Annotated in this window: 19 protein-coding genes; 18 read left to right on the top strand and 1 reads right to left on the bottom strand. The window is 70.6% G+C overall.

Going from position 1 to position 21,599, the window contains the following annotated elements; all coding sequences use genetic code 11:
• Nucleotides 1–7: 7 nt before the first annotated feature.
• The 9 genes from OZ403_RS23980 to OZ403_RS23940 are packed head-to-tail and all read left to right on the top strand — an operon-like array spanning nucleotide 8 to nucleotide 10,044.
• Nucleotides 8–898, top strand: a complete 891-nt coding sequence (locus OZ403_RS23980; RefSeq protein WP_140793399.1) for a type II secretion system F family protein — start codon at nucleotides 8–10, stop codon at nucleotides 896–898.
• A gap of 6 nt (nucleotides 899–904) precedes the next feature.
• Nucleotides 905–2,359, top strand: a complete 1,455-nt coding sequence (locus OZ403_RS23975) for an FHA domain-containing protein (protein ID WP_140799069.1) — start codon at nucleotides 905–907, stop codon at nucleotides 2,357–2,359.
• Between the two features lie 27 nt (nucleotides 2,360–2,386).
• The gene (locus tag OZ403_RS23970; RefSeq protein WP_140876129.1) at nucleotides 2,387–4,135 is read left to right on the top strand and encodes an FHA domain-containing protein; all 1,749 of its coding nucleotides are present in this window, start codon (nucleotides 2,387–2,389) and stop codon (nucleotides 4,133–4,135) included.
• Nucleotides 4,132–5,847 (top strand): exodeoxyribonuclease VII large subunit, encoded by a 1,716-nt coding sequence (gene xseA / locus OZ403_RS23965; RefSeq protein WP_140793393.1) that lies wholly within the window; start codon nucleotides 4,132–4,134, stop codon nucleotides 5,845–5,847. The genes OZ403_RS23970 and xseA overlap by 4 nt, the downstream gene beginning before the upstream one ends.
• 42 nt (nucleotides 5,848–5,889) lie before the next feature.
• Complete coding sequence (xseB, locus tag OZ403_RS23960; RefSeq protein ID WP_140793391.1) at nucleotides 5,890–6,240, top strand: exodeoxyribonuclease VII small subunit; 351 nt, start codon at nucleotides 5,890–5,892, stop codon at nucleotides 6,238–6,240.
• 24 nt (nucleotides 6,241–6,264) lie between these two features.
• The gene (locus OZ403_RS23955) at nucleotides 6,265–6,645 is read left to right on the top strand and encodes a response regulator (protein WP_140793389.1); all 381 of its coding nucleotides are present in this window, start codon (nucleotides 6,265–6,267) and stop codon (nucleotides 6,643–6,645) included.
• Nucleotides 6,646–6,662: 17 nt separating this feature from the next.
• Nucleotides 6,663–7,556 carry a polyprenyl synthetase family protein gene (locus OZ403_RS23950; RefSeq protein WP_140793387.1) on the top strand — a complete coding sequence of 298 codons (894 nt, stop codon included), beginning with the start codon at nucleotides 6,663–6,665 and terminating at the stop codon, nucleotides 7,554–7,556.
• Entirely contained in the window at nucleotides 7,556–9,307 is a 1,752-nt protein-coding gene (locus OZ403_RS23945; protein ID WP_140799063.1) for a 1-deoxy-D-xylulose-5-phosphate synthase, read from the top strand. Before OZ403_RS23950 ends, OZ403_RS23945 begins: the two co-directional genes overlap by 1 nt.
• Nucleotides 9,304–10,044, top strand: a complete 741-nt coding sequence (locus OZ403_RS23940) for a TlyA family RNA methyltransferase (RefSeq protein ID WP_268781832.1) — start codon at nucleotides 9,304–9,306, stop codon at nucleotides 10,042–10,044. Before OZ403_RS23945 ends, OZ403_RS23940 begins: the two co-directional genes overlap by 4 nt.
• 9 nt (nucleotides 10,045–10,053) lie before the next feature.
• Here OZ403_RS23940 and OZ403_RS23935 read toward each other — a convergent pair whose 3' ends face one another.
• Nucleotides 10,054–11,655 (bottom strand): hypothetical protein, encoded by a 1,602-nt coding sequence (locus OZ403_RS23935; protein ID WP_268781831.1) that lies wholly within the window; start codon nucleotides 11,653–11,655, stop codon nucleotides 10,054–10,056.
• Between the two features lie 485 nt (nucleotides 11,656–12,140).
• Between OZ403_RS23935 and OZ403_RS23930 the strand changes: the two genes are divergently transcribed.
• From OZ403_RS23930 to OZ403_RS23890, 9 genes are all read left to right on the top strand, one after another.
• Nucleotides 12,141–14,648 (top strand): ATP-binding protein, encoded by a 2,508-nt coding sequence (locus OZ403_RS23930; protein ID WP_140793381.1) that lies wholly within the window; start codon nucleotides 12,141–12,143, stop codon nucleotides 14,646–14,648.
• 43 nt (nucleotides 14,649–14,691) lie between these two features.
• Complete coding sequence (locus OZ403_RS23925; protein ID WP_268781830.1) at nucleotides 14,692–16,566, top strand: tetratricopeptide repeat protein; 1,875 nt, start codon at nucleotides 14,692–14,694, stop codon at nucleotides 16,564–16,566.
• Between the two features lie 12 nt (nucleotides 16,567–16,578).
• Nucleotides 16,579–17,418 (top strand): alpha/beta hydrolase, encoded by an 840-nt coding sequence (locus tag OZ403_RS23920; protein WP_140793378.1) that lies wholly within the window; start codon nucleotides 16,579–16,581, stop codon nucleotides 17,416–17,418.
• A gap of 55 nt (nucleotides 17,419–17,473) precedes the next feature.
• Nucleotides 17,474–17,815 (top strand): bactofilin BacN, encoded by a 342-nt coding sequence (bacN, locus tag OZ403_RS23915; protein ID WP_002636699.1) that lies wholly within the window; start codon nucleotides 17,474–17,476, stop codon nucleotides 17,813–17,815.
• Nucleotides 17,812–18,192 carry a bactofilin BacO gene (gene bacO, locus OZ403_RS23910; RefSeq protein WP_011554629.1) on the top strand — a complete coding sequence of 127 codons (381 nt, stop codon included), beginning with the start codon at nucleotides 17,812–17,814 and terminating at the stop codon, nucleotides 18,190–18,192. The genes bacN and bacO overlap by 4 nt, the downstream gene beginning before the upstream one ends.
• A gap of 3 nt (nucleotides 18,193–18,195) precedes the next feature.
• Nucleotides 18,196–18,945 (top strand): bactofilin BacP, encoded by a 750-nt coding sequence (gene bacP, locus OZ403_RS23905; protein ID WP_268781829.1) that lies wholly within the window; start codon nucleotides 18,196–18,198, stop codon nucleotides 18,943–18,945.
• Between the two features lie 64 nt (nucleotides 18,946–19,009).
• The gene (locus OZ403_RS23900) at nucleotides 19,010–20,398 is read left to right on the top strand and encodes a ParB/RepB/Spo0J family partition protein (RefSeq protein ID WP_268781828.1); all 1,389 of its coding nucleotides are present in this window, start codon (nucleotides 19,010–19,012) and stop codon (nucleotides 20,396–20,398) included.
• Between the two features lie 3 nt (nucleotides 20,399–20,401).
• On the top strand, nucleotides 20,402–20,968 hold the full coding sequence (gene pyrE / locus OZ403_RS23895; RefSeq protein WP_140855797.1) for an orotate phosphoribosyltransferase: 567 nt from the start codon (nucleotides 20,402–20,404) through the stop codon (nucleotides 20,966–20,968).
• Nucleotides 20,965–21,597 carry a hypothetical protein gene (locus OZ403_RS23890; RefSeq protein ID WP_140793370.1) on the top strand — a complete coding sequence of 211 codons (633 nt, stop codon included), beginning with the start codon at nucleotides 20,965–20,967 and terminating at the stop codon, nucleotides 21,595–21,597. Before pyrE ends, OZ403_RS23890 begins: the two co-directional genes overlap by 4 nt.
• The last annotated feature ends 2 nt before the right edge of the window (nucleotides 21,598–21,599 follow it).

Raw genomic sequence — 21,599 nt, 5'->3', positions numbered from 1 at the left:
GTGCACCGTGGACGATGTCCTGACGCCAATGTTGATCGGCAGCTCGGCGCTCCTCTTCGCGGGCGCCGTGGGCTTCCTGGGCCTGGGGCTGTACCAGACGATGCTGGAGCGCTTCCTGTCGGAGGTCCGTGACGAGTCCACGGGCGGCATGAAGGGCTTTGGCTCGGTGGCCATCCGCCGCCTGGGCGCGATGAACCGCCGCTTCATGTGGCCCGGCTACGAGGCCAAGGCGCGCCGCAACCTCATCAAGGCGGGCGAGCCGCAGGCGTACAAGCCCGAGGACATCATGGCGCTGCAGGAAGTCAGCGCGGTGATGGGCCTCATCATGGGCCTCATCCTGCTCAACGGCTTCGGCGTGAGCCTGGTGTGGTCGCCGCTGTTCCTGCTCTTCGGCATGTACTACCCGCTGATGTGGCTGAACGACCAGGTGAAGAAGCGCCACCTGCTCATCAGCCGCGCGCTGCCCTACAGCCTGGACCTGCTGACGCTGTCGGTGGAAGCCGGCCTGGACTTCACCGCGGCACTGGCCAAGGTGGTGGAGAAGGGCAAGGCCGGTCCGCTGCGCGAGGAACTGCAGCTGGTGCTCAAGCAGCTGAAGATGGGCAAGACGCGTGAAGAGGGCCTCAAGAGCATGATTGTCCGCGTGGACCTGCCGCCGCTGACCACCTTCGTCACCGCGCTCATCCAGGCGGACAAGATGGGGACCAGCTTGGGCAAGGTGCTGCGCATCCAGTCCACGCAGATGCGCATCGACCGCACCCAGCGCGCGGAGAAGCTGGCCGGTGAGGCGCCGGTGAAGATGCTCTTCCCGCTCATCGCGTGCATCTTCCCCACGGTGTTCATGGTGCTGTTCGGGCCCATCGTGTTCCAGTTCATGTTCGGAAACGTCGCGGGGTAGCGCCCCGTGCCCATCCTCCTGACCATCACCCAGGGGCTCCAGCAGGGACGGGAGCTCACCTTCGAGGCGGCCGAGGTCAACATCGGCCGCACCTCGGAGAACGACCTGGTGCTGCACGACCACGGCGTGTCACGCAGGCACGCGCGCATCGTGCTCCGCGGCGACAAGTACTTCGTCGCGGACATGGGCAGCTCGAATGGCACCGTGCTCAACGGTGGGCTGCTGTCAGGTGAGCAGCAGCTGCGGGATGGGGACAAGATTGGCGTGGGCCCCGTCGAGTTCACCTTCGTCTGGGTGCCGCCGGAAGGGGACGAGGACGCCACGCGGCCCATCCGCCGGGGCGACCCTGTCCCAGCGCTCGACCCGGACGCCACCCGTCCCATCCGTCTCAACGACCCGATTCCCGCCGCGTCCGGCATCGTGCTGCCGGAGGGTTATCCCACCGCGCAGCAGCCCGCGGTGGCTCCGGTGCGTCCGGGCACCGCCGCCGTGGCGAAGGCCGAGCCCGGCGCGGGGCAGACGGCGGCGGAGCGCGCACGCCGTCGCCGGGAGCTGGCGGGCAGTCAGGCGGGCAAGCTGCTCCTGTGGTGGGGGCAGCTGTCGAAGCCGGCGCGTCTGGGCGTGGGCGCGGTTGGAAGCGGCCTGGTGTTGGCGCTGGTGGGCGTGCTGGCCGTCTTCTTCATGCCCAAGAGCGAAGGCCGGGCGTCCGGCGTGGAGCCGGAGGACCTGGGCTTCGAGGTGATTTCAGACTCGTTCGGGGTGGGCGAGGGCGTGACGTGGGAGAACCCGGACCACAAGTCGTTCGCCTTCCAGTTCGTCACTCCGACGCGGGCGGTGGCCGTGGTTCACTACATGGCCAGTGGCATCTCCAAGGAGGAGGTGGCGCTGGTCGTCAACGGCGTGGACGTGGGCTGGGTGCCGCCGGACGTGAATGCGGTGACGGAGCGCGGGCTGGAGCAGATTCTCCCGCCCTCCGCGTTGAAGCGGGGCGAGCTCAACTCCATCGTCTTCGACAATGTCCGCAACCCGCCGGGGCGGGACACCTGGCGCGTGTGGAACCTGCGCCTGGAAATCATCCCGGTGCCGGAGCTGCCGCAAGACGAGCTCTTGACCAAGGCGCGTCAGTACGTGGCCGCGGGCGCCAGTTTCTATGAGTCGCGCGACGTCGGCGCGGAGAACCTCTTCAAGGCGTGGCAGCAGTACCGCTTCGCTTGGGTGACGCTGGAGGCACTGGACACCAAGCCTGACATCTATCAGGACGTGCGTTTCCAACTCGGCCAGGTTGCAACCGAGCTGGACCACAAGTGCAGCCAGCTGATGCTCGATTTCCAACGCAGCGTACAGTACCGGAATGCGCGGACGGCTCGGGCCGCGTTGCAGGAAATGGGTCGACGCTTCCCTACGGCCGAGCATCGCTGCCACAATCTAGGTTTGCAGTTGGCTTACGAGCACGAGCTGTAGGCGCGTGCTCACTTCGACAGGAAGTCGGTGATTCGCATGTCCAACGGTTCCCCTCCGGCACGCCGCCGGCCCCCTTCTGGGGCGCCCTCGGGTGGGACCGGGTCCCGTCCCGCCGTGCGCAGGACGTCCGCCCGGCCCGCGCCTGCCCCCGTCTCCGCCGCAGCCCGGCTCATTTGCATCGCTGGCCCCAAGGATGGTGAGGAGTTTGCCCTGTCCGAGGAGGAGTACGTCATCGGTCGAGCGACCGATAACGCCATCTGCATCCCGGACACCTCCGTGTCCCGCAAGCACGTCATGGTGCGGAAGTCGGGAGCGGGCTGGGCGGTGAGCGACCTGGGCTCCGGTAACGGAACGCTCGTCAACGGCGACGTCATCAACGAGGAGACGCCGCTGGCCAACGGTGACGTCATCACGTTGGGCGACACGGAGCTGCGCTTCGAGGACGTGGCCAACTCCACGATGATGGTCGGCGCGCCGGCCCCCGGTCCGCGTCCTCGTCCGGCGGCCTCTGGCAGCCGCGGCGCGGTGCCGCCCCGTCCGGGGCCTCGCGTCGAAGGTGGCCGCGTGCGCAGTGCGCGCGCGACGGCGGCCACGGCGCCTACCCCCGAGGAGCTGAAGAAGAAGAAGCTCATCACGCTGGGGGTGGCGGGCGCGGTGGTGGTGCTGTTCGCGGGCCTGGGCGTGGTGCGGATGAACGTCCAGAAGCAGCAGGCGGTCGCCGCGGAAGAAGCCCGTCAGGGCAAGAACTACCGGGAGCGGCTGGGCAGCCTGTTCCAGGACGCCAAGAACCTGGTGCGCGAGGGCAAGTGGGTCGAAGCGAAGGCGAAGCTGGAGGAGCTCCAGGCCGAGGCCCCGGAGTACCCGGGCGTGGCGGACTACCTCGGGCACGCCGCGCGGGAGATTCCCGTCCAGGAGAAGCTGACGGCGGCCAAGGAGGCCCTGGCGAAGAAGGAGCTGGGCAAGGCCGGCACGCTGCTGGCCAGCGCGGGTGAGAGCCAGTTCCTCTACGAGCAGGTGAACGCGACGAAGCGCGCGCTGTCGGAGTCCGCGGACGCGCGCACGCGCGAGGCGCGCAAGCTGCTGGATGAGAATCAGCTCGACATGGCCAAGGCCATCACCGACGACATCCTGGTGGCCTTCCCGGAGCACCGCGACGCCAAGCTCATCAACGAGCAGGCGGCGCAGGCCATCATCGTCCGTGACACGCCCAGGCCCGTGGTCCAGGGGCCGGCCCCCAAGCCGTGGGAGCCCGCCGTTGACCGCTTCCGCGACGGCGACATGTCCGGCGCTGTGGCCATCCTCAACGCGTGCATGGCGCGCACGCCGCAGTGCAAGAAGGTGCTCGGGCAGGTGACGGAGTTCGGCAACCTCTACAAGCGGCTGGAGGACCTGGACGCCCGGGGCCTGTCGAAGCTGATGTCGCTGGACAAGGACATCACCGGCGGCCGTCCCAGCAAGATGGCGCGCAACGCGGGCACGCGGGCGGCCACCATTTTCTACAAGGGCGCCACCGCGGCGAAGGCGGCGGGGCAGTGGGGCCGCGCCATGGACTACTCGCGCAAGGCGCTGCAGGCGGACCCCGGACACGCGGGCGCCGCCAACATCATCAGTGAGTTGAAGGCGAAGGCGAAGGACGTCTACCTCCAGGCCTACTCCCTGAAGGACGGGAGCCCCGACGAGGCCCTGCCCAAGTTCAAGGACGTGGTGGCGATGACGCCTCCTGATGACGAGTACCACGAGAAGGCGAAGACCTGGGTCGAGAAGCTGTCCCGATGACCCGGCGCAAGGTGGGAGGCGGCACGCTGCCGCCAGTGGGCCAGCAGGGTGACCTGTTTGGCAGTGGCGCCTCCACCCCCCGTGCGGCTGGCGCGGCGCGGAAGGCCGCGGCGCCGCCGAAGCCTCCACCGCCTCCGGTGGACGAGGACGGCACCTCGCTGCTGGGGCCAATGGAAGGCGCGCCGCCTCCGCCGCCCAAGCCCGAGCGCGTGGTGCTGTCGGTGGGCGAGCTGACCCGCCAGCTCAAGCAGACGCTGGAGTCGCGCTTCGCCCGCGTCATCGTGCGCGGCGAGGTGACGGGCTTCCGTGGGCCCAACGCGCGCGGCCACTGGTACTTCTCGCTGAAGGACGCGGGCGCGGCCATCGACGCGAAGGTGTGGGCCTCCATGGCGGCCCGGCTGCGCTTCGCGCTGCGCGACGGCATGGAGGTGATTGCCGAAGGCAGCGTGGACCTGTACGAGCCGCAGGGTCGCTACAGCCTCATCGTCCAGCGGCTGGAGCCGGTGGGCGAGGGCGCCCTGGCGCTGGCCTTCGAGCAGCTCAAGGAGCGGCTGGCCCAGGAGGGACTCATTGGTCCCGGGCGCGTGCGGCCCCCCAGGCCGTTGCCCTCCCTTCCTCGGCGGATTGGCGTGGTGACGAGCCGCACGGGTGCGGCGCTCCAGGACTTCCTGCGCGTGCTGCATTCGCGCAACCCCCGGCAGAGCGTCCTGGTGGCGGACGCGCGCGTGCAGGGCGAAGGCTCCGCCGTGGAGGTGGCTCGCGCCATCGAGCGGCTGGCGCGCACGGACGTGGACGTCATCGTGGTGACGCGCGGTGGTGGCTCGGTGGAGGACCTCTGGACCTTCAACGAGGAGCGCGTGGCCCGCGCCATCTTCGCCTCGCCGGTGCCGGTGGTGTCCGCCATCGGTCACGAAATCGACTTCACCATTTCCGACTTCGTGGCGGACCTGCGCGCGCCCACGCCCAGCGCCGCGGCGGAGCGCCTGGCGCCGGTGCTGGCCGACCTGGAGCTGACGCTGGCCACACAGGCGGGCCGTCTGCGGCGTGCCATGGAGCGTCGGGTGCTGGAGCTGCGCGAGGAGCAGGGCCAGCTCGCGTCGCGGTTGGAGGACCCTCGGCGGGCCATCAACCACCAGCGGCTGCACCTGTCCGAGCAGGTGGAGTCGATGATGCGCGTGCTGCGGCCGGCCGTGCGAGGGCACCGTGAGGCGCTGCGGTCGCTGACCGAAAGGCTGCAGCGGGCGCGTCCCCAGGCACGGCTGGGTGAGCAGCGGGCGCACCTGTTGAAGCTGGCCATGCGGCTGTCGGAGGCGGTGCGCGCAGGTGTGGCGACGCGGCACGGGGCGCTGGCGACGGCGCGGCTGGGGCTCGAGAGGGCGTCACCGGCGGCCCAGGTGTCCCGCGAGCGTGCCCGGCTGGCCGCGCACCGGGCGCGGCTGCTGGCGCTCCAGCAGGGGGCCCTGGCGGATGCACAGAAGCGTTTCCAGCGTCTGGAGGGACGTCTGGACGCCATGAGTCCGTTGAAGGTGATGTCGCGCGGCTATTCGGTGGTGTTCCGACAGCGCGATGGCGCGGTGGTCCGAACGGGCGCGGATGTCCAGGTGGGAGAGCGCCTGGGGCTCAAGCTCGCGTCGAACGGGGCGAAGTCGCTCGGGGGATGTGAAGAAATCGAAGCCACCGTCACGGCGGTGAAAGGGCCGGTGGACTGCTGACGGGCCACCCTCTAGAGTCCCGCGCCCCATACGGGGAGGTGGATGGAAGTGGCGAAGTCGGACAAGGCGCCCAAGGCGGACAAGGTGGCGGAGACCGAGGTCCCCGAGCAGTACGGGGACGTGGTCTCCCGGCTCGAGGAGACGGTGGGACGACTGGAGAGCGGCAATCTCTCCCTGGAGGACTCGCTCAAGGCCTTCGAGGAAGGCATCCGGCTGGTGCGCAGGGGTGAGAAGCTGCTCACCGAGGCGGAGCAGCGCATCGAACAGCTCCTGCTGGACGAGGACGGAAACGACGTGGTGGCGCCCCTGTCGGTCGCCGCGCGTCCAGCGGCGCCGGCGGCCCCTCGGGCCCCCGCTCCCCGCCCGCCCCCGGAGGATGACGTCCCGTTCTAGGTACTCGGGCGCGTCCACTCCGGCATGTCGAAGCCGAAAATCACCATTGTCGATGATGACCGCGACACGCGGGAGCTGCTGGCGGCGGCCCTGGAGGACGAGGGCTTTGCCGTCACCATGGCGGCCAACGGCCTGCGGCTCATCGCGTCGCTCCAACTGCACCGGCCGCACGCCATCCTCCTGGACGTGAACATGTCCTGGATTGACGGCTTCGAGCTGTGCCGGGCGGTGAAGAAGAACGAGCAGTTCCGGGACATCCCGGTCATCTTCATCAGTGGCCGCGGGGAGCCCGAGGACAAGCGGCACGGCATGGCGGTGGGCGCCGCGGACTACTTCGTCAAGCCGCTGGACATGGACAAGCTCGTCAGCCGTATTCGCGAGCTCGTGCCCGCGCAGATTCCATAAGAGGAGCACGGACGCTCGTGGCAACGTTTCAATTGAACTCCTTCCTGGCCGCCCAGCAGGCGCGCGTCGAGTCCCTCCTGAGCGAGCGTGTGGATCGGCTCGGGCCCGCCGGGACGCCGCCGAAGCTCGCGGAGGCCATCCGCTATTCCCTGCTGGCCGGCGGCAAGCGCCTGCGCCCGGTGCTCTGCCTGGCCTTCGCGGACCTCGTGGCGCGCGGAAGCACCTTGTCGGCGGTGGCGGGCGACGCGGCGTGCGCGCTGGAGTACGTGCACACGTATTCGCTGGTGCATGACGACCTGCCGGCGATGGACAACGACGACTACCGCCGGGGCCGGCTCACCAACCACAAGGTGTACGGTGAGTCCATGGCCATCCTCGCGGGTGACGCGCTGTTGACGGAGGCCTTCACCCTGGTGGCCAGTGGACCCGAGAGCATGCGCGCCGCGCTGTGCCGGGAACTGGCGGTGGCCTCGGGCGCGGCGGGCATGGTGGGCGGGCAGGTGCTGGACACCGCCGAGGACCGGCCGTCCGCGCTGGACTACCTCATCCGGCTGCACCGCATGAAGACGGGCGCCCTCATCCGGGCCGCGTGCCGCATGGGCGTGCTGGCCAGCGGTGGAGACGCAGACGCATTGGCGCGCGCGGACACCTACGGCGACGCGGTGGGGCTGGCCTTCCAGATTGCCGATGACGTGCTGGACGTGACGGCCACGGCGGCGGAGCTGGGCAAGCCCGCGGGCGCGGACGCCGCGGCCGGGCGCTTCACCTTCCCGGCGGTGGTGGGCCTGGAGGCGTCGCGGAAGCTGGCGGACCAGAAGGTGGCCGAAGCCATCGCGGCCGTACGCCCCCTGGAGGGCGAGGACGGGCCGCTGGCGGCATTGGCGCGCTACACGGTGGAGCGGAAGTCCTGATGTCGGAGTTGCTGTCACGCATCGGCTCGCCCTCGGACGTCCGCGCACTTCCCGAGGAGGCACTGCCGCGCCTGTGCCAGGAACTGCGCGAGGACATCATCTCCATCTGCGGCCGCGTGGGGGGCCACCTGGGGGCCTCCCTGGGCGCGGTGGAGCTCATCGTCGCGCTGCACCGCGTGTTCCATTCGCCCCAAGACGCGCTGCTGTTCGACGTGGGGCACCAGACGTACGCGCACAAGCTCCTCACGGGGCGGCGTGACCGCATGCACACGCTGCGGCACGCGGACGGCATCGCGCCGTTCCTGGACCCGCGGGAGAGCCCTCACGACGCCCTGCTAGCGGGGCATTCATGCACGGCGGTGTCCGCGGCGCTGGGCGTGCTGGAGGGCCGGCGGCAGCAGGGGCACCGGGGCCACGTGGTGGCGGTGTTGGGCGACGGCGGTCTCACGGGGGGCCTTACATTTGAAGGGCTCAACAACGCGGGGGGGAGCCCCCTGCCGTTGGTCGTCGTCCTCAACGACAACCAGATGTCCATCAGCGCCAACGTGGGGGCCATCCCCGCGCTGCTGCGCACCCGCGAGGCGCGCGACTTCTTCGAAGGCCTGGGCTTCACCTACCTGGGCCCGGTGGATGGGCACGACCTGCCTGCGCTGATTCGCGCGCTGCGCGAGGCCCGTGCCTCGTCGCGGCCGGTGGTGGTGCACGCGCTGACGCTGAAGGGGAAGGGCTTTCCGCCAGCGGAGGCCGACGCGCAGACGCGTGGACACGCCATGGGCCCGTATGAGTGGCGGGACGGCAAGCTGGTGCGCTCGCGCGGTGGCCAGCGGACCTTCAGCGAGGCCTTCGCGGCGGTGCTGGAGGACGCCATGGCCCGGGACCCACGGGTGGTTGCGGTGACTCCCGCGATGTTGGAGGGCTCGGCGCTCAACGCGCTCAAGGCGCGCTTCCCGGACCGGGTGCACGACGTGGGCATCGCGGAGCAGCACGCCGTCACCTTCAGCGCGGGGCTGGCCTTGGCCGGCGCGCGGCCGGTGTGCTGCATCTATTCGACCTTCCTCCAGCGCGCGTACGACCAGATCATCCACGACGTGTGCCTGCCGGGCTTGCCCGTCGTCTTCGCCGTGGACCGCGCGGGGCTGGTGGGCGCGGATGGGGCGACGCACCAGGGCACCTACGACGTGGCGTTCCTGCGCCCGCTGCCGGACCTGCACCTGTGGTCGCCCATGGTGGGGGAGGACCTGGCGCCCATGCTGGACACCGCCCTGGCAGCGCCCCACGCCTCCGTCATCCGCTTCCCACGCGGCACGCTGCCGCCCCTGCCCGAAGGACTGGGCGCGGGCGAGGTGCCGCTGCGGGGGGCTCGCTGGCTGCTTCGCGCGGAGCAGCCCCGGCTGACGCTGGTGACGTTGGGACCTTTGGGCATCGCCGCGCTGGAGGCCGCGCGGGGCGAGCCCGGCTGGAGCGTGCTGGATGCGCGCTGCGCTTCGCCCCTGGATGAGGCCGCCTTGCTGGAGGCCGGCCGGTCCGGTCATGTCGTGGTGGCCGAGGAGGGCACCACGCGCGGCGGTCTGGGCAGCGCGGTGCTGGAGCTCTTCGCGGCGCACGGGCTGATGGCCCGCGTCCGGTTGATGGGCATGCCCGATGCGTTCGTTCCCCATGGGGACGCGCGGGTTCAGCGCGCGGAGCAGGGGCTGGACGCGGCGGGCCTGCGGCGCGCGGGCCTGGCGCTGCTGGCAGGGGGCGGACGGTGAAGCCTCGCAAGGAGCGGCTGGACGTGCTGGTGGTGGAGCGCGGGCTGGCCGAGTCGCGCACCAAGGCCCAGGCGCTCATACTGGCCGGCCAGGTGGTGGTGGGCAACCAGCGCGTGGACAAGCCCGGCACGCTGATTCCGCAGGAGGCGGAGCTGCGACTCAAGGGCGAGGTGCTTCCCTACGTGTCGCGCGGCGGCCTGAAGCTGAAGGGCGCCATCGACCGCTTCGGGCTCGACGTTCGAGGCAAGGTGGCCGCGGACATCGGTGCCAGCACGGGCGGCTTCACGGATTGCCTGCTCCAGCACGGCGCCACGCGCGTCCACGCGATTGACGTGGGCTACGGGCAGCTTCACGAGAAGCTGCGCACGGACCTGCGGGTGCGCTCGCGCGAGCGCGTCAACGCGCGCTACCTCACGGAAGAGGACCTTCCAGAGAAGGTCGGTGTGGTCGTCATCGACGTGAGCTTCATCTCCCTCACGCAGGTGCTGCCGTCGGTGCTGACGTACCTGGAGCCGGGCGGGCTGTTGGTCGCGCTGGTGAAGCCTCAGTTCGAGGTGGGGCCGGACCGGGTAGGGAAGGGCGGCGTGGTGCGGGATGTCGCTGCCAGGCAGGACGCCATCGACACGGTGACGGCGTTCGTCCGCGAGCAGGGCCTGGAGGTACTCGGGTTGATGGACTCCACGGTGCCCGGGCCCGCTGGCAACGTGGAGGCACTCCTCGTCGCCAGCAGGCCCTGAGTCCGCGCGCTACGGCCGGTAGCGGCGGTAGTCGGACAGGGGCAGCGTCTGCACCACGTCGAAGCCGGTGCGGATCCACAGCCGGCCTTCCGGGTCGATCGCACCGCCCAGGCTGCCGACCACCTGATGGCGGAACAGCTCGCGGGCCTCACCGCCGGACGTCTGGTCCACGGCGACGATTTCGTTGGGGAGCGTCGGCGCGCCATCCAGTCCGCGAGCCGGCGCGTTGAGCAGGAAGAGCTCCGGCGACCCCGGCCGGCGCAGCACCTGGAGCACGTTCAGCGCGCCATTCGCGTCGATGGAGCGGTTGTCCCGGTTGCGAATCTGCCCCGACGCATCGAGGAACCACACGCGCTGCTGGCCCACCGCGACGAGGCGCGAGGCGCCCGGGTGGTAGAGGATGTGCGCAAGCGGCACCGGGAGCGCGGGGCTGGTCCACTGGAGCCGAGCGCCCTCGCACTCGTCCTGGTTCGCGGCGCACGCGATGACCTGCGACTGCTCCGAGCCGAGCTGGAGGCCCAGGAAGAGCGTGTTGCCGGTGTCGTTGAAGGCGCCCAGGGGGAGGCGCTCGTTGCGCGCGAAGGTCCGCAGCTTGTACGTGGTCCGGGGCGTGCCGCCCGCGCCCTGCTCACCCGTCTCGCCCGCGTACAGCTCGGTGACGGTGACGTCCGTGCGCGACGCATCCGGGCCCGTGCCCAGGGACGCGATGAGAATCATCCCGTCCGCGCGAACCAGGGGCGGGGCGATGACGCTCTCCAGCGTCGTGGGCGCGTAGAGCCACTTGACCTCGGCCACGCTCTCCGACGTGCCGTTGGGGTTGTGGGACAGGCGGCGCACCTCGTCGATGCGGTTGACGATGATGGCGTCACCGCCCGGCAGCACGGTGAGCTGCGTGGGACCGATGTCCGTCGTCGTGCGCGCGGTGATGCGCAGGTCGGCGTCCACGGCGAAGGCGCCCACGTTCGGGGTCCACACCCAGCGCTTGCCGCTGATGGGGTTTCGCTCGGTGATGACCGTCTCGGGGGTGCAGGCGATGGGCATCCCGACAGTGCCCGTCACGTTGCCGCTGAGGTTCACGCGGTACAGCGTGGAAATCTCCGTCGGCGGGACGCCGCAGCCCACGAAGGTCGGGTTGGCGCTGGTGCCGTCGATGACGAAGTGGTCGGTGACGACCTGTCCGGCGTTCTGCGGCTCCACGATGCGGCGCTGCACCGGGAAGTACGAGACAGGGGCGGGCTGCGAGCGATTCGTACGCCCGTCGGAGCACGTGGCCACGGCGTTCAACGACAGGTTCGCGGCCAGGCCCGCCGTGGCGTAGGGAATGTCGTTGCGCTCCAGCGTCAGCGTCATGGTGCCGCCGCTGTGCGGGAAGGTCCGGAGCAGGGTCTCCCGATCATTGACGTTGAGCGTCGAGCCACCCTCGCAGCCGGACACCGTGACGATGACCTGGAGCTTGTCGTCGGAGATGATGCCCGCGGGTACCGTGAGGGCAACCTGGGGGGGATCCGGCGTGGGAGGGGGCGGTTCGCTGCCGCCACAGGCGGCGGCCAGGCTGCCAGCGGCGATGAGGGCGGAGCGCCGCGCGCGCCGCGTCAGGGAGGGGTGGGCCATGGCGCCGGACTCTAGCCGGTACGCGGCGTCCCAGGCATCTCGGCCCTCTCATGTCGGGCGGGCCCGAACCGACTCTCTCCCCCTGGGTGCGGAACGTCCCCCAATGTCCGCTGGCTGTGGTAGTTCCGCCCGCGCCGTCGGGACCCGGTACGGTGGGCGGCGTCACAGTGCCAGGGAGCGCCAGGAAGTTGCATCTGCAGCCCCTCTGGCGCCTGATGGGCGGTAGGCAGGGCGGGCGGCCGTGCGCGGTCCGCGGGCGATAGGGAAGTGACGTCCATCGTGTACGCTCGGCTCCCGGAGGGCTTGGGGGCGGCGGGGACCGACGTGGCCACATCCTCCCACCCATGCCAGCCGTTCTGGCCCCAGGGCGTGTTCAGCGGCATGATCGGGATCCGAACCATGAACTCTTTCGCACGCAGCGGGTTTTTGCAGCCTCTCTACCCGGCGCCATGTCGCCGGGGCTGGGGTTCACCGTGAGAGTCGAGATGCAGGCTGATCAGCGGGGGCGCGTGCTGGTGGTGGCCGCCAAGGAGGCGGGCGATGCGCTCATGGAGCGGCTCACGTCGAGCGGCTACCAGTGTGCGTCGGCGGAGAAGGAGAGCGGTCTGGCCCAGGTCGCGGACTCGTTGCAGCCAGAGGTCGTCCTGCTGGCGGTGACGGCGAAGCGGGCCGCGGAGATGCTGGAGTCGCTGCGCAAGGTGGACCGGCTCCAGCGCCTGCCGGTGCTGGTGGACCTGGGCCGCGCGCGCTCGGCGGAGGCTTTCAAGCGGTTGGCCGTGGACGATTGGATCCGCAGCGCCGATGAGGTGGTGCCCCGTCTGGAGGCCGCGCTGCGCGCGGGCCGGCTGCGTGACCGGGAAGAGCGGATCCGCCTGCGCATGGGGATGCTGCTGGAAATCACCCAGGCGGCCACCAGTTCGCTCGAACTGGAGGAGATTCTCCGCATCGCCGTGGACAAGGTCGGCCGCGTCACCGGGACGGACCGTTGCTCCGTGGTGCTGGTGGAGGGCAGCCATGCCCGCACCGCGAAGGTGGTGGCCACGCAGGAGGACCCGAGCCTCGTCCAGTTGGACATCGAGGTGATGCGCTACCCGGAGCTGCGCCGCGCGCTGGAGACGCGGGAAGCGGTGGTCATCGAGGAGGCGCAGCGCGACCCGCTGATGGCGGAGGTCCGCACCAACATCCTGCCGCTGGGCGTGAAGTCCATCCTGGTGCAGCCCCTCATCTGTCAGGGCGACCTGCTGGGGGCGCTGTTCCTACGGGTATCGCGCGGTGACGCGTCGTTCGGCCGGGACGAGCAGGAGTTCGCCCAGGCGGTGGCTGGCGTGCTGGCCAACTCCATCCGCAACGCGCGCCTTCACACGGCGGTGAAGAAGAAGCGCGAGGACCTGGAGGAGGCCTATGTCCAGCGCTACCAGGAGCTGAACGAGGCCAACCGCCGACTGAAGGAACTCAACCGGCTGAAGGACGAAATCATCGCGGTGTGCAGCCACGACCTGCGCGCGCCGCTCCAGGTGCTCCTGGGGCACGGGCGGCTGTTGCAGGAAGGGCCGCTGGAGCCGCAGCAGCGCCAGTCCTCCGAGGCGATGATCCGCCAGGGCAAGAAGATCCTCGGCCTGGTGGAGTCGCTGCTGGAGAAGGGCAAGGGCGAGGCGGCGCGGCTGTCCATCGAGCCCCGCGTCCTGGACGTGGCGCAGCTGTGCCGCGACGCCGTCAATGAACTGGAGATTCTGGCCGCGGACCGGGGCGTGTCGCTGCGCGCCGATTGTCCGGACAGCCTGATGCTCATCGGCGACGAGGTGAAGCTGCACGAGGTGCTGCAGAACCTCATCACCAACGCCATCCACCACGCGCGCCAGGACGGCGAAGTGGTGGTGAGCACCCAGCGGCTGGGGCGCCCGGACGGAGACGCGGCCAAGGTGTGCGTGCAGGACGACGGCGTGGGCATTCCGCCGGACGAACTGCACCTCGTCTTCGACCGTTACCGCCACGGCGGCAAGGGCACCGGGCTGGGGCTGGCCATCTGCAAGGAGTTCGTGGAGCTGCACGGCGGCGAAATCTGGGCGGAGAGCCCGCCGGACACCGGTTGCATCTTCGTCTTCACGCTGCCGCTGGCGCAGGAAGCGCCGCGCAACCCGCGTCCGCCGCCCGCCGCCGCGCCCACGCCGCAGGAGCAGCCGCGCGTGCTGGTGGTGGAGGACGAGCCGGAGATCGCCGCGGTGCTGTCGGAGGTGCTGCGCTCCAAGTACCGCGTGGAGGTGGCGCGCGACGGCGCGGAGGGCCTGGCCAGGGCGAAGGCCCAGCGGCCGGACCTGGTGGTCATGGACGTGTTCCTGCCCAAGCTGGACGGCCTGGACGCGGCCATGGCGCTCAAGTCGTCGACGGACACCGCGCGCATCCCCGTCATCCTGCTGTCCGCCCACCAGGGCGTGGCGGAGAAGGTCCGCTCGCTGAACCTGGGCGCGGTGGACTACATGAGCAAGCCGTTCAACGCGGTGGAGCTCCTCAACCGCACCGAGCGCGCCCTCAAGCTGCGCCAGGGCGAGCGCGAGCAGCAGGAGAAGGAGAAGGCCAGCGCCCTGCAGCGGCGCACCGGCAGCGACCCCGCCACGGGCCTGCACGACCGGCGCGGGCTGCTGCTGCGGCTGGAGCAGGAGGTGGCGCGCAGCCGGCGTTACCACCGCGCGCTCAGCCTCGCCGTGCTCCGGCCCGACCGGCCGGTGGAGCCGGTGCCGTCCAACATCGCCGATGTCATGCGCAAGCGGGTGCGCCACCCGGATGCCATCTCCCACCTGGGCGGAGGTGTGTTCGCCGTCGTCCTGCCGGAGTGCCAGGCGGAGGCGGCGCGCGCCGTCATCAGCCGCATGTTGCCGGATGTGGAGAAGGCGACGGACACGGAGTACCGGTCGGCGGTGGCGGATGTGAGCCAGGACAGCGACTCGGTCGAGAAGCTGCTGGAGAAACTGGGCGCGCCGGCCCCCGAAGAGACCTGAGGCGACTGCGCGCGGGACGGGCTCACGCTAGACTCATGCTCGCGTGCGCCCCTCTCGCCTCCTCGTATCCGCCCTGCTGGCCGTCCTCGTGGCGCCGGGTGTGTCCGCGGCTGCCCCGTCACGGCGGCCGCGCGTGGACCCGGAGGCCATGCGGGAGGCCATCGACGCGGGCGCCACGGACGAAGGCCGCTATGCCTCCTCCGCCAGCTACACCAACTACCTCCAGTCCCGGCTGAAGCACCATGCCGGAGACCACCGGGGCGCGGTGGACGCGCTGCGGCTGGCCCTGGCCACGGATGACGGAAACCCGCTGCTGCTCACCCGGCTGGGCGAGGAGTACGCCCGCGTGGGCGATTTGACGCGCGCGGAGCGCGAGCTGCGCCGGGCCGTGCTGCGCGCCCCCGCCTACTACCCCGCGCACGTGCTGCTGGGCCGCGTCCTCACGGAGTCGAAGCGGTTCGCCCGAGCCCGTTTGCACCTGCGGCGCGCGGTGTCCCTCAAGCCGCGCGAGCCGGAGGCCTACCTCGTCCTGGCCCAACTCCACCTGGAGATAGGGGCCCCGGACGAGGCGGTGAAGGTGGTGGACGCCCTGGCGCTGGCGCTGCCGGGGGAGGCCATTGGGTACCAGCGCCTGGGGTTGGCGCTGGCGGAGCGAGGCGACACGGCGCGCGCCGAGCGCCTGTTGGTGGAGGCCGCCACCCGGGCCCCGGGGGACGTGGAGGTGCTGACGGCGCTGGCGCGGCTGTATGAGGACACCGGACGGCCCGTGCAGGCGGAGGAGTCCCTGGCTCGGGCGCTGGAGCGGGACCCGGACAGCCGCGAGGTGCTGCTGGGCGCCGGACGCGCGGCGCTGAAGGCGGGCTCCTCCGTCCGGGCGCGGGCGTACTTCGACCGGCTGTTGTCCCTCTCCTCCGAGCCGGAGATGCCGGTGCGGGTGGCCTTCAGCTACCTCGCCGCGCGCGAGCCCGGGGCGGCCGCGGAGGTGCTGGAGGCGGCGCGCCGAGGGGACCATGCGGACCCTCGATTGGCCTACTACGCGGGGCTCGTCCATGAGCGGATGCGCCGCTTCGCCGACGCGGCGGGGGCCTTCGCCGGTGTGCCCGCGGAGTCGGATGTCTACGCCGACGCGCGCCTGCGCCGGGCCCGCAGCCTGTCGCTCCTGGGCGAGCACTCCCGGGCCCTCACGCTCTACCGGGCCGCGATGCAGGCGGCGCCAGAGGACGTGGACGTCCGGATGCAGTTCGCCCGGGCCCTGGAGCGCGGCGGCACGCCGAACCGCGCGGAACTGCTCCTTCGCGAGGGCCTGGCCGCCGGTCCCTCCGCGGCGCTGTATGACGCCCTGGCCGCCACACTCCACCGGCAGGGCCGAGGGCGCGAAGCACTGACACTGCTGCGCGAGGCGGTGGCCCGCTTTCCCTGGGACGAAGACCTGCTGTACGTGCTGGGCGCGGCCCATGAGCGGCAGGGCGACGTGACGGGCGCACTGGCCCGCATGCGGGCGGTGCTGGCCGTGTCGCCGGACCACGCCGCCGCGCTGAACTTCCTGGGCTACCTGCTGGCGCAGGCGGGGCAGAACCTGGACGAGGCCGAGCGGCGCGTGCGGCGGGCCCTGGAGCTGCGGCCGGACACCGGGGCCTACCTGGATTCACTGGGTTGGGTGTACTTCCGGCGAGGGGACTACGCCCGGGCCGTGGACGCGCTGGAGCGGGCCTCCACGCTGGCTCCGGACGAGCCCGTCATCCTCGAACACCTGGGAGACGCCTACCAGCGGGTGGCGAGGACGGACGATGCCGCTGCGGCCTGGCGGCGCGCCCTGGAAGTGCTGACGCTGGACCCCGAGTCCGCCGAGCCCCCCGGTCAGCGCGCCGCGTTGGAGCGCAAGCTCAATGCGCTACCCACGCGTGCGCCAGACCGCTAAGTTGGTGCGCCTATGGCGCGTAGCGACGAGGGTTTTTTTCCCGGCAGGGACGGGACACGGCTGTACTGGAAGTCCATCCTTCCAGACGCCGAGCCCCGCGCGCATGTCGCGGTGGTGCACGGGTATGGTGACCACTTCGGGCGCTATGCCTTCGTGACGGACGCACTGCTGGCGGACGGCTTCGCGGTCCACGGCTTCGACTACCGGGGCCATGGCAAGGCCGACGGGCGCCGGGCCTACTGCGAGAAGTGGCCGGACTACCTGGAGGACCTGGAGGTCTTCTGGGAGCGGGTGCGCGCGGTGTCGGAGGGCAAGAAGGCCTTCGTGCTGGCGCACAGCCACGGCGGCCTGATGTCGGCGACGTGGGCATCCAGCCGGCAGGTGGAGGGGTTGACGGGGCTGGTGCTGTCGGCGCCGTACCTCAAGCTGGCCATCACCCCTCCGGCCTCGAAGCTGATGGCCGCGCGCGCGGTGGGCAAGCTGGTGCCATGGCTGAGCATCTCCTCCGGGCTGAAGGTGGAGGACCTCACCTGTGACACCGACGTGCAGCGGGCCACCCGGGAGGACCCGCTCCACCAGGCCATCGCCACGCCGCGGTGGTTCGTCGAATCCACCCGGGCGCAGGCCGAGGCCGTACTGCTGGCGCCGAAGATTCAAGTGCCGCTGTTCGTCCTGTGTGGCGCGGAGGATGGGGTGGCCGCTCCGGCGGCGGCGCGGGAGTACTTCGAGCGGGCCGGGTCTCCGGACAAGAAGTTCAAGGAGTACCCCGGAATGCGGCATGAGCCGCTCAACGAGGTGGGCCGTGCGGAGGTGTTCCGGGATATCTCCGGCTGGATCTCCGCGCATCTCTGACATAATCAGGTCGCCCGGCTCCTAGGGAGGAGCTGGCGCTGGGTGAGGTCACCGCATGGCAACGGGTGAAACGGGCATCATCGGCAAGGGCATCGTCATCAAGGGCAACCTCACGGGAGGTGGGGACCTGGTGATCGAGGGACGCGTGGAGGGGCAGATTGCCCTGAAGAACCACCTCACCATCGAGAGCACCGGCAAGGTGCAGGCGGACATCCGCGCCGAGGAGTTGACCATCAACGGCGAGGCCAGCGGCAACATCGACGCCTCGTCGCGCGTGGCCATCAACGCCTCGGCCAAGGTGGCCGGCGACATCAAGGCACCTCGCGTCGTCATCGAGGACGGGGCCGTGTTCAACGGCTCCATCGAGATGGACGTACGGCTTCCTGACGATATTTGAGCTTCACGCCGCGCACGGCACGGCACACACCTTTCGAGAGGCGGACAACACTCATGGCGAATACGGTCATTGGCTCGAGCATCGTCATCGACGGGGAAATCTCCGGCGACGAGGACCTGGTCATCCAGGGCACCGTGAAGGGGAAGATCTCCCTCAAGGAAAGCCTCTACGTGGAGGGCAGCGGCGTCGTCGAGGCGGACATCGAGACGCAGAACGTGGAGATCGCCGGCCGCGTCACGGGCAACATCGTCGCCAGCGACAAGGTGGAGCTGAAGACGGACTGCCGCGTGGTGGGCGACATCAAGGCGCCCCGAATCCTCATCGCCGACGGTGCCTCCTTCAAGGGCAACGTCGACATGGACATGAAGGAGCGCTGATTCGTGGCCACCGCGAAGGAGCTCTCAGCGAGCAACAACGTCGACAACACCGTGGTGGGGCCTTCCATCCTCATCAGCGGCCGGTTGACGGGCGACGAGGACCTCACGGTCCGAGGGCGCGTCGAGGGTGAGCTGACGCTCAGCCGCACCCTCATCGTGGAGCCCTCGGGTGTGGTGAAGGCCAACGTGGCGGTGAGGAACGCCATCGTCAGTGGCGTGGTGGTGGGCAACATCAACGCCACCGAGAGCGTGGAGCTCACCCGCGAAGGCCGCATGGTGGGCGACATCCGCGCCCCACGCGTCATCATCGTCGACGGGGCCAGCTTCCGCGGCCGCGTGGACATGGGTGATGTGGAGCCGGGACGTCTGCCAGCCGAGCGCCCCGCGGTGGTCCGCCCCACGGCGGTGAGCCGCCCCTCGGTGACGCCCGCGCGTCCGACGATTCCTGCCGCGCGGCCTACGCCTCCACCGCCGCCGTCGCGGCCCACGCCTCCTCCGCCGCCGTCGCGGCCCACGCCTCCTCCGCCGCCCGCGCGCCCCTCGGCGCCTCCCGCGGTGACGCGCCCCTCGGCGCCCATCACCCGTCCGGGGTTGGGTGGCCTGGGAAGCAAACCGCTGCCGCCGCCTCCGCCGACCCGCGTGGAGCGGGCGGAGCCGCAGGCTGAGCAGGCGGGCTCTGCCGAGCCGCCAACGCCAGTCCTGGTGGGTGCTGGCGCGAAGAAGAAGGTCGTGGTGAAGAAGAAGACCCGCTAGCGCGCACCGCCCGCGCCGTCAGTCGTTGGCGGTGCGGGCGCGTGGGCTTATCAGGGGTGCCACCATGGACGCCGAGCACAGGGTTGATGGACAGGATGGGACGGCGGGTGCTGGGCCCGAAGGTGGCTCGCAAGCGTCGTCCGGGCAGGACGGCGCCCAGGGCGGTGCCGTGAGCACCGAGCCGCACGCTTCGGGGGCCTCCTCGGAGCAGCAGGGCGAGCACAAGCGCGAGGATGCGTCACCGGAGTCCGGTGAGCACCGTGCCGAGGGCACGTCGCCCGCCGAAGGTTCGGAGCCGCGAGCCGAGGGCACGCCTTCTGAACCCGGCGAGCCCCAGAACGCCGGCTCCGCGCAGGGGCAGGGCGGTGAGCCTCCCGTTGATGGAACGCCTTCTTCTCAGGAAGCGTCCCAGGCCAGTGGCGACACACAGGGCGAGGGCGCACGGCCGCACGACGCGGGCGGGGACGCGCCGGGCTCCGCGGACGCCTCCGGGAGCGAAGGTTCGAAGGACCAGTCAGGTTCGCAGGAAGGTGGACTTCAGGCCGAGGGCACCACGTCCCACGGTCAGGCGGAGCCACATGCCAAGGATGCGTCTCATGCGCAGGGCGAGCACCAGGCCGTGAGTGAGTCCCACGGGCAGGACGGAAGCGAATCAGGAGGCGGGTCCGTCGCCAACGCGGAGGCGCGCGCCGAGCAGGCCCCCTCCGACGGCGAGGCCCGTGCCACGCCCGGGCTGGACGAGCGCCCCCAAGGCGCGTTCTGGACGGGTGAGGCCGACGGGGACAAAGCCAGCGACTCTGACGACGAGTCGCAGGAGGACGTCCTCCCCGAACCCGAGCAGCGGCTTTCGGGCCGGGTGACGACGGTGCTCCTGCCGCTGGAGAAGCTGCAGGACGAAAGCGCGTTCAAGCTCCGCCCGGAAGGCGACGTGTCGGGGCTGGCCACGGACATCGCGCGGCTGGGGCAGCTGTTCCCGGTGGATGTCCGCCCGGCGGGAGAAGACCGCTACCAGCTCGTCTGCGGCTTCCGGCGGGTCGCGGCGCTGCGCTTCCTCAAGCGGGACGCGGTGCAGGCGCGGGTCCACCTGCGGCTCTCGGACGAGGACGCGCTGGTGATGTCGCTGGCGGAGGCGATTCACGCCACGCCGGTGGGCCCGGAAGTCCTGGAGGCGAAGCGCGACGAGCTCGAGGCGCAGGGGCGCTTGAGCGCGGCCGTTCGCGACATGCTGGAGAAGGCGCTCGCCACCGAGGACACGCTGGCGCCGGAGGGCGTCGAAGAGGAGATTGACGCCGACGAGCTGGCGCAGGAAGTGGCGCAGCGGCTCGGGGCCATCAATCAGGATCTCTCGCTGTTGGCGGACGTGTTCGCCGCGCTGGATGAGTCGCGCAAGGCGGAGCTCCTGATGCAGCTCCGCTACTCGTCCGAGCTGGTCACCTACCTGGAGGGGCTGTAAGCCATGGCGGAACCACTCGTGCGCGACCGTGCCCGGCTGTTGGAGCTGCTCACCGAGCGCTCCTTCGAACAGCGCCGCGTGGTGCTCTCGTCCGGCAAGGAGTCGGACTTCTACATCGACTGCAAGCGCACGGCGCTGCTGGCCGAGGGCCACTTTCTCATTGGCCGGCTGTTCCTGGAGGCCATCCGGCGCGAGGCCCCGGAAGCCGTGGGCGTTGGCGGGCTGACGCTGGGTGCCGACCCGCTGGCGTCCGCGGTGAGCCTCACCGGCTACCTGTCCGGCACGCCGCTGGCGGCCTTCATCGTGCGCAAGGAGCCCAAGGGGCACGGCACGGGCCAGTGGATTGAAGGCCTGAGCGGGCTGGGGCAGGGCGCGGCGGTGGCCATCGTGGAGGACGTCGTCACGACGGGCGCCTCCACGCTGAAGGCCATCGAGCGGGCCCAACAGGAGGGCCTGAAGGTGCTGGGCGCCTTCGCGCTGGTGGACCGGTTGGAGGGTGGACGTGAAGCCGTGGAGGCCTCGGGTCACCGGCTCCACACGCTCTTCACCCGCAAGGACTTCATTCCGTGAGGCGTCCGTTCCTCACCGCGGCGCTGCTGGGACTGCTCGCGGGCTGTGTCACCACGCCGCCCACCGCCATCAGTGATCCGCCGCCGTCGCTGCCGGACGAGCACGCGGAGCATTCCTACCGGAAGATTCTCGCGCGCTACACGGGGCAGAAGGAAATCTACGACGGCTTCGACACGCGCGTGTTCGCGGGCGTGACGCTGCAGACGCTGTCCTTCCGCGAAGCGCGCGTGCATCGCCAGGCCGCCTTCCAGCAGCTGCCCACGGTGAAGGTGGAGCAGATGCTCGCCGAGGAGCAGGTGAAGGCCTCGCAGGCCCACGAGTTCTTCCTGGGCGTGCACTTCAACGACTTCGTGTACGCCGACTTCGACTCCAAGCACTCCATCTGGCGCCTGGCGCTGGTGACGCCCGCTGGCGAGGTGACGCCCTCGCGCATCCGCCGGCTGGGCCGGGTGAACATGCAGACGCGGGCGTACTACCCGTACACGTCGATATTCTGGGTGGGGTGGGAGATTCAGTTCCCCACGCAGATGTCCGACGGGAGCCCCGTCATTCCGCCCGGCACGGAGGCGGTGACGTTCCGCATGGCCTCGTCGTTGGGCAAGGCGGACATGCAGGTGAGCGCGCAGTAGCG

Origin of the sequence: Myxococcus sp. NMCA1 (assembly GCF_026810205.1) — a bacterium.
Classification (GTDB): Bacteria; Myxococcota; Myxococcia; order Myxococcales; family Myxococcaceae; genus Myxococcus; species Myxococcus xanthus_A.
The sequence above is the reverse complement of the archived record's forward strand: the minus strand, read 5'-3'. Positions and strand labels throughout refer to the sequence as shown.